This is a genomic window from Brevibacillus sp. AG162, assembly GCF_006715575.1.
Classification (GTDB): domain Bacteria; phylum Bacillota; class Bacilli; order Brevibacillales; family Brevibacillaceae; genus Brevibacillus; species Brevibacillus brevis.
On the sequence record NZ_VFNO01000019.1, the window covers coordinates 1 to 8,320 of the forward strand.

The 8,320-nt window shown below is 44.6% G+C and carries 5 protein-coding genes; 3 read left to right on the plus strand and 2 right to left on the minus strand.

The genetic code is table 11. The annotated features are described in order from the left end of the window. The first annotated feature begins 178 nt into the window (after positions 1 to 178). Positions 179 to 1,453 carry an MFS transporter gene (locus tag FB479_RS30195; protein ID WP_142067646.1) on the plus strand — a complete coding sequence of 425 codons (1,275 nt, stop codon included), beginning with the start codon at positions 179 to 181 and terminating at the stop codon, positions 1,451 to 1,453. A 57-nt stretch (positions 1,454 to 1,510) separates the two neighbouring features. On the opposite strand, the gene FB479_RS30200 is transcribed toward FB479_RS30195, so the two are convergent. Both FB479_RS30200 and FB479_RS30205 read right to left on the minus strand, forming a co-directional pair. Beyond that, entirely contained in the window at positions 1,511 to 2,875 is a 1,365-nt protein-coding gene (locus FB479_RS30200; RefSeq protein WP_142067647.1) for a sensor histidine kinase, read from the minus strand. Then, positions 2,872 to 3,597 (minus strand): response regulator transcription factor, encoded by a 726-nt coding sequence (locus FB479_RS30205; RefSeq protein ID WP_142067648.1) that lies wholly within the window; start codon positions 3,595 to 3,597, stop codon positions 2,872 to 2,874. The genes FB479_RS30200 and FB479_RS30205 overlap by 4 nt, the downstream gene beginning before the upstream one ends. Before the next feature lie 560 nt (positions 3,598 to 4,157). Here FB479_RS30205 and gyrA point away from each other — a divergent pair. Beyond that, positions 4,158 to 6,683, plus strand: coding sequence for a DNA gyrase subunit A (gyrA, locus tag FB479_RS30210; protein ID WP_106657701.1), 2,526 nt, complete (start codon positions 4,158 to 4,160; stop codon positions 6,681 to 6,683). Between the two features lie 165 nt (positions 6,684 to 6,848). Beyond that, complete coding sequence (locus tag FB479_RS30215; protein ID WP_174769476.1) at positions 6,849 to 7,940, plus strand: HD-GYP domain-containing protein; 1,092 nt, start codon at positions 6,849 to 6,851, stop codon at positions 7,938 to 7,940. Positions 7,941 to 8,320: the final 380 nt, after the last annotated feature.

Here is an 8,320-nt window from a genome sequence, read left to right on the forward strand (position 1 = left end):
GTAACGCGTGGAGCTGACGAATACTAATCGGTCGAGGACTTATCCACACATTTAGCAAATGATCATGCAGATCCAGTTTTCAGGGAATAAAAGAAGCCATCCAACTCGGATGGTTTTTTTGTACCATTTAAAAACTGAAATTTCTGACGTATTATTCCGAAAAAGGAGTCATGTCATTATGAAACAAGCTTCTTCGAGTCGGCTCCACTACGCCTGGATCATTGCGGGTGTCACCTTTTTCATTCTCTTGATTGGCGCTGGAATTCGCTCTGCTCCTGGTGTATTTATGGTTCCTGTTGAACAAGAATTTGGCTGGAGTCGCTCTTCTATCTCTATAGCGTTGTCCATTAATCTTTTGTTATACGGATTGGTAGGCCCGTTTGCAGCAGCAGTCATGGATCGGTTCGGAATAAGGCGTATCACGATTATTGCCCTTATTCTGTTAGCATTGGGGTCCTCCCTCACGACTTGGATGCAGGCTTCCTGGCAACTGACTGTACTTTGGGGAATCGTTGTTGGACTGGGTTCAGGATGCACGGCTTCCGTATTGGGAGCGATGATCGCAAATCGCTGGTTTGTGAAGCAACGAGGATTGGTAATGGGGATATTAACAGCGAGTGGTGCAACAGGACAGCTGGTATTTCTTCCTCTTCTCGCAAGCTTGGCTGAATCAGATGGCTGGCGTACGGCATCGTGGGTGATTGCAACAGCAGCGCTGGTCTTGGTTCCGATTGTGGCTGTCTTGATGCGTGATCGACCAAGTGACAAGGGAATTCAGGCATTTGGTGCGACAGAAGCTGATCAAGAAATAGAAGACATCAAGCAAAACCCTTTTCGTGCAGCTGTTGATGGTTTAGTACGAGGATCGCGTTCTTTTGATTTCTGGTTGTTGGCTGGCAGCTTTTTTATTTGCGGTCTCTCTACAAATGGTTTAATCGGTACTCATTTTATAGCTGCTTGTATGGAGTACGGCATTCCAGCGGTAACGGCTGCAAGTTTACTCGCTCTCATAGGTATCTTTGACATTATCGGAACAACATTTTCGGGATGGCTTTCGGATCGCTTTAATAATCGTTGGCTCTTGTTTTGGTATTACGGTTTACGGGGATTTTCGTTAATGTTGCTTCCTGCAGCGCTATCCTCTTCTACGTATACCTTGGGCTTATTCATTGTCTTCTATGGCTTAGATTGGGTAGCCACGGTTCCGCCAACACTTAAGTTGACAACCGATATTTTTGGAAAACAGCAATCAGGAATTTTGTTTGGTTGGATATTGGCCGCACATCAATTAGGTGCTGCTGTGGCCGCTTACGGTGGAGGAGTCATTTATACCATGTTGAATAGTTACTTTATCATGTTTATCATTGCGGGAATATTTTGCTTGATTGCTTCTGTCATGGTTATGCGGATTGGAAGGAACGCGCTCACGGCGAGAATTTCCGGGAACATGTAGCGGTAAATATATCGATTGAAAGAAAAACACCCGAGTGGACACTAGATCACTCGGGTGTTAGTTTTCAGGCTGTGGATACAAGGGAAGGATGATGAGGAAAACAGCGCCGTGGAGTGGACCATTTTCTGCTTGGAGACGGCCGTGCGAACGTTCGATAATTGCTCGAGAAATAGCTAGCCCCAGTCCGACATCACCATTTTTTCCTTTCACAAAACGATGAAATAAATGGGGGAGGAGTTCTTCCGGGATGCCCTCACCATCATCTTGTACTTCTATTTGGAGCTGACGTTTGCCTGGTGTAATTTCGATCGTAATCTGATCCTTGGCATGGCGCAAAGCATTTCCAATGATATTCAACAAGGCTTGAAGAAACTTTCCTTCATCGACGTACACGACGTCATTGGTTTTCGTCGGACGTACTGAAATCGTTACATTGTGTTGGAGCTGTAAAGGGTGTAAACGCTCAATGGCCCGAGTCACCAGGTCAGTAGCGGAATGCCATGAGGGATCAAACAAATTCTCTTCGCCTTCAAGCTTGGCCAACAATATAATTTCTGTCACAATATGCTTTAATCGATTGGTTTCCTCTACGATGACATCAAAACCTTTTTCAGCAGCAGCATCAACAAAAATGCCATCGCGAATTCCCTCGGCATATCCTTGAATAGACATGAGAGGGGTTTTTAGCTCGTGGGAAGCGTTTTGTAAAAATTGCCTCTGGATTTCATGAAAGTGATCGAGCTCTTGTGCCATGGAGTAAACACTATTTGAGACTTCAGCAATTTCACCGCGAGCAGGAATGAGTTGGACTTCGGAAAAACGCCGTGCTTGAACCTTTTTAATTTCTCTCGTCAATTTATGGAGTGGCTGCACCATACTTCGCGTAATAAAAAAGCTGAGCAAAATCGTAGATACGGCTCCAATCAAAACGATGAGCAATATGTTATTCGTCATCTCCATACGAATGTCTTTTAGTCCACGTACAGGAGAGGCCAGAATCAGCCGTTGCTTCTCGTCGTTTTTAAAAGGCAAGTTAACGACCACGTAATCATCGCTGCCGACCATCCAAATGTTTCGGTTTTGCCTTTTCTCCGCTTTACGCTCTAGGGCATCCATCCACTCATTCAAATTGGAAGAAGGCAGGGACGTGTAGAGCACTTTTTTCTTTTTGCCTAAAAGTAAAACTTCTATCTTGCGATTGGAGACGAGAAGCTTTTCGAGTTCTGCGACTCCCTCTGTTTCAATCTTTATATTCGATTCGTTCATTTTTTCAATCCAGAATCGACCTTTTAGGTTTAATTCATTCTTTTGCTGCTCGATTAAATTATCCAGCAAAAACGAATTGATCAGGACAGCTGATACCCCCATGACAAGGCAGAGGAGAAGAGCGAACATCAACGTAATGCGAAATTGGATACTCATTCATCCTTCGTTCCTTCCAAAGATCGCAGGCGATACCCAAAGCCCCAGACGGTTTCGAGAGGGATCTTGTCCAACTTTTTCCGGATACGACGAATGAGATCATCAACCACTCGATCACTTCCAAAATAATCATATCCCCATATAAGAGAGAGCAGCTCATCGCGGGAAAAAGCCCGATTTGGATGCTCCGACAAAAGGCTGAGCACCTGAAACTCTTTCGAGGTCACCTCTACTTCCTCCCCAAAAGAATATACCAGACGTTTTTCCTTATCTAATACAAGAGCACTGTTAGCAGCCTCTTCCGGGTTTTTGTCTTTCGCAATGAAAGGGGAATCTTCCACATGGGATTTCATCTGCTTCCAACGCTGGAGTGCCCGATTCACGCGTGCCACTAATTCACGTGGACTAAAAGGTTTGGTGAGATAATCGTCACTTCCTAGCTCTAGTCCAAGAATCTTGTCTACTTCTTCGTCACGAGCAGAAACCATGATAATTGGCGTTTCTGAGCCAGCACGAATACGTCGGCAAAACTCATAGCCATTCATACCCGGCAGCATGATGTCCAATACCCATAGATCGGGAGGATTGTCTTGCTCTAATGTAATAGCCTCTTCGGCTGATTCAACGGCAGTTGTAACATAGCCTTCCTTTTGCAGATAGGCTTCGACAATCTGACGAATATTGATGTCATCGTCTACGATGGCAACGTGAAAGGTCTTCATAGGTTTCCTCCGCGAACCTTTAGATTCTCACTTTATTGTACATCTTCCAACGGACTTAAGGAGTTGTTGGGGGCATTTCCCACACATTTCCCATACTTTCCTACGTTTCTTACAAGAGTGTAAGGAAGTTGAAACCCAAATCGATAGGACGAACTATTCATTCCATGTAAAATCAAAGTACATTCAATAAACGGAGGGATACACCATGAGAAAACTACTACAGATGATCGCGATTACGTTCGGATTGTTAATCGATACGAAGACAATGATTCGCTTCTCCGAATTGGAAATGGTCGTGAAGCTGTAAAGATGATGATAAATACATGTAAAAAAACATGAAATTCTAGGCGCCAGAATGTAGGGGCCTTTTTTGTTTTGTGTGATGACCCAACGTAAAACAAAGCTGGGATATTTAGGAATATCAACAAAATTTGCGAGTTTACGTACAAAGTTGGAGGAAATCTGAGGAAATCGATTGATTCAACTGGTTTTTTTGGACGTCTCCTCTCTCTATATGGTATAATGAAGTATTGTGATAACCAGTTGGAGGTTTACCCTTTATGGCAGAAGAAACTGCTCGGTTTCCAAAAGTCGATATTAGCCACGAAATGAGAGAATCGTTCATTAGCTATGCGATGAGCGTTATCGTCAGTCGGGCTTTGCCTGACGTTCGCGATGGTTTGAAGCCTGTACACAGGCGTATTTTGTATGCCATGCACGATATGGGCCTTACTCCTGACAAGCCGTTCCGTAAATCGGCAAACGTTGTCGGGGAAGTAATGGCGAACTACCATCCGCATGGTGACTCTTCCATCTATGAAGCGATGGTACGTATGGCCCAAGATTTTAACATGCGCTACATGCTGGTTGAAGGGCAAGGGAACTTCGGTTCTGTAGACGGCGACCCGGCAGCGGCGATGCGTTATACGGAGTCGCGTTTTTCCAAGCTCGCGCTGGAGCTTTTGCGCGATATTGATAAAGAAACGGTCGATTTCACTCCTAACTACGACGGACGCAAAGAAGAGCCGGTTGTATTGCCTTCTCGTTTCCCGAACCTGCTTTTGAACGGGGCATCAGGGATTGCTGTAGGTATGGCTACCAATATTCCGCCGCATAACTTGACGGAAGTTGTTGATGGTGTCATTGCCATGATCGACAATCCTGATATTACGATTCAAGATTTGATGAAGATTATCAAAGGACCTGACTTCCCTACAGCAGGGGAGATTCTCGGTTACAGTGGTATTCGTCGTGCCTATGAAACAGGCCGTGGTTCCATTATTATGCGTGCCAAAACCCAGATTGAAGAGGATGGGAAAGGAAAACCGCGCATCATCGTAACAGAGATCCCATATCAGGTGAACAAAGCTAGACTCGTGGAAAAAATCGCGGAGCTCGTGCGCGAGAAAAAAATCGAAGGGATTACCGACCTTCGTGATGAGTCTGACCGCAAAGGAATGCGTATCGTCATGGAATTGCGCCGTGACGTTATTCCAAAGGTTGTATTGAACAACTTGTTTAAGCATACCCAAATGCAGTCTACATTTGGTGTGAATATGCTGGCACTCGTTGACAGTCGTCCGCGTGTATTGAATCTGCGTGACATGCTCTATTACTATTTGGAGCACCAACGCGTCATTATCCGCAGAAGGACCGAATACGATCTCAAGCAGGCAGAAGCTCGTGCGCATATTTTGGAAGGCTTGCGCATCGCGTTGGATCATATTGACGAGATTATCAGCTTGATTCGTTCTTCTCAAACCACGGAAGAAGCTCGCAACGGATTGATGGAAAATTACTCCTTGTCCTACGAGCAGGCACAGGCTATTCTCGATATGCGTCTGCAACGCCTGACTGGTTTGGAACGAGAAAAAATCGAGAACGAATACCAAGAGCTCATGGCAAAAATTGCAGAACTGCGTGCTATTCTTGCAGACGAAGGAAAAATCTACGCGATCATCCGGGAAGAGCTGGGTGAGATCAAAGAGAAGTTCGGAGACGCAAGACGTACTGCGATTACTTTCGATGAGAATCACATCGATGATGCTGATTTGATCCCAGAGGAAGATGTGGTCATTACCCTGACCCATGATGGTTATATCAAGCGTCTGCCTGTTTCCACCTACCGTTCGCAAAAACGTGGTGGACGTGGCGTGCAGGGTTTGGGAACCAAGGATGACGATTTTGTCGAGCATCTCTACATTACCAACTCGCATGATTACATCATGTTCTTCACGAGCAAAGGGAAGGCTTATCGCCTAAAAGGATTCGAGATCCCTGATCTGAGCCGGACAGCGAAAGGTACCCCAATCATCAATCTCATTCAGATTGAAAAAGGGGAGCGGGTGAGTGCGGTAATCCCTGTGAAGGAGTTTGATCAAGAACATTACCTGTTCTTTGCGACCAAGAAGGGGATTATTAAGAAAACCACGCTGGAGTCCTATGAAAATATTCGCAAAGGCGGACTGATTGCGGTTAACCTGCGCGAAGATGATGAGTTGATTGGTGTTCGTCTGACCGATGGCCAACAACAAATCATCATGGGTACTCACAAAGGCATGTCCGTCCGTTTCAATGAGGGAGACGTACGCACGATGGGACGTAACGCCACCGGTGTGAAGGGGATTACCCTTGACGACGATGATGATGTCATCGATATGGACGTTATCAAACCAAATGCAGAAGTGCTCATTGTAACGGCGAATGGTTACGGAAAACGGACTCCTGTCGATGAATACCGCATTCAATCTCGTGGCGGTAAAGGAATTAAGACACACAATGTAACGGATCGAAGCGGTCCGGTCGTCGGTCTGAAAGTCGTTGAGCCTGAAGAGGATCTGATGATTATTACCACTTCCGGTATCATCATTCGCACAGAAATGAAAGGTATTTCTGTGATGGGGCGTTACACGCAAGGTGTGAAACTGATCCGTTTGTCTGAAAATGAGCAAGTGGGATCAGTCGCCAAGTGTCCTCCAACTGAGGAAGAGGATATGTTGGATGAAGATACGGAAGAGAAAATTGAAGATCTGCAAGACGGAGAGACTGTCGAAGCAACCGAGCCTACCGAACCGACAGAGGAATAAAGAAAATCACGACGAAAGCGTCCCGCATAATGTGGGGCGTTTTTTCGTGTAAGTGCAGAAAGTTTGTCCTACCCAGTGCTTTTTTCCTGCAAATGGTTTGGGTTTGAAGTAAAATTGGGAAATGGATACTATATCATTAACAAGTTGGATCGGGTGGTGAGCAGGTTGCCCAATGTGGAAGTGAAACAACTGACTCTTGGAGCGAAATTGGCTGAAGACGTATTTACAGCATTGGGAGGCATTCTTTTTGCAAAAGGAACCCCTCTCTATGAAAGAGAAGTTCAATTTTTAGAAGCGTTCATGATTAAGCAGGTACAAGTAGAGGATTCAGGAGGGGCTGGGACTGACCAAGGTGAACCAACTGCAACTAAGGTAGATACGCCAGAAGCTTCTGAGAAGTTTACCCAAGCTAAACCTGTGTTTCAGGAGTCATTTGATAAAGCAGTGTCTACACTGAAAAATTTGATGACCCGCGTACAAGGCGGCAATAACATACCAGTAATGGAAGTCAGAGAAGTTGTTACGCCAATTATTTCTGAGTTTCAGCAGCAACCACAAGTTCTTCTCTCCCTTCGGCGCTTTTCAAGGTTGGATAGCTATGCCTACGAGCATGCCATAGCGGTTGGGATTATTTCTTATATGATTGCAAAATGGGTCAAGGTACCAGAAAAGGAATGGATGCAGGTCGCATTGGCGGGTACGTTGCTCGATATCGGAAAAACAAAGATTGATCGGCGGATTTTGCAAAAACCAGGGAAGCTTACGCCAGACGAGTTCGAAGAGATGAAAAAGCATACTGTTTATGGCTACCAAATCATTAAGTCATCCCATGGTTTAAGTGAAGGGGTAGCATTAGCGGCTTTGCAACATCATGAGCGAGAAGATGGTTCAGGTTATCCGCTAGGTTTGCCTGGTTCTAAACTTCATTTATACAGTAAAATTGTCGCTGTGGCTGATGTGTATCATGCAATGAGTTCGGACCGTGTGCACCAAAAGGCGTTGTCTCCATATCAAGTCGTGGAGCAATTAGTGCAGGATAGCTTCGGGAAACTTGATCCTACCATTGTTCGGACATTTGTGGAGGGGATCACTCAATTCGCTGTAGGAACGCTAGTTGAATTAAGTGATGGAACGATCGGGAAGATCGTATTTACAGATCGTAATCACCCAACGAGACCAATGGTTGAAACAGGTGGAAAAATCGTAAACTTAGTCGAAGCTCGACATTTATCTATTGTGAGAGTAATGGAACAGTAAAGGAGAGAGGCGAGTGATTCGCCTCTCTTTTAATATGATTAAAACAAATTTAATTTTATTATAAAAAACTCTTGTGCTGTTTAAAAATACGTGATAAGATATTTCTTGTCGCTTCGGTGGGAGCAACATATCAAGAAGAAAAGTTAAAAAAGATATTTACTTCTTGAGTATTGTTTGATAAAGTATTGAATTGTCGCCGCTAAGCGGAACAAGATTTTTTGAAAAAATATCTTGCAAAAGCCTAGATGGTATGATAAGATAGAAAAGTCGCCTCGAGAGAGACGAACAAAATGCTCTTTGAAAACTGAACAGCGAAAGCGTTAATGAGTCTATCATTAAATGATTTGCCAGCTTTGAACCAGTAACAAACTTTATTGGAG

Excerpts from the sequence above, each read along its gene's own strand:
- FB479_RS30205 (WP_142067648.1), bottom strand. The coding sequence starts at position 3,597 with ATGAAGACCTTTCACGTTGCCATCGTAGACGATGACATCAATATTCGT.
- FB479_RS30200 (WP_142067647.1), bottom strand. The coding sequence starts at position 2,875 with ATGAGTATCCAATTTCGCATTACGTTGATGTTCGCTCTTCTCCTCTGC.
- FB479_RS30195 (WP_142067646.1), top strand. The coding sequence starts at position 179 with ATGAAACAAGCTTCTTCGAGTCGGCTCCACTACGCCTGGATCATTGCG.
- gyrA (WP_106657701.1), top strand. The coding sequence starts at position 4,158 with ATGGCAGAAGAAACTGCTCGGTTTCCAAAAGTCGATATTAGCCACGAA.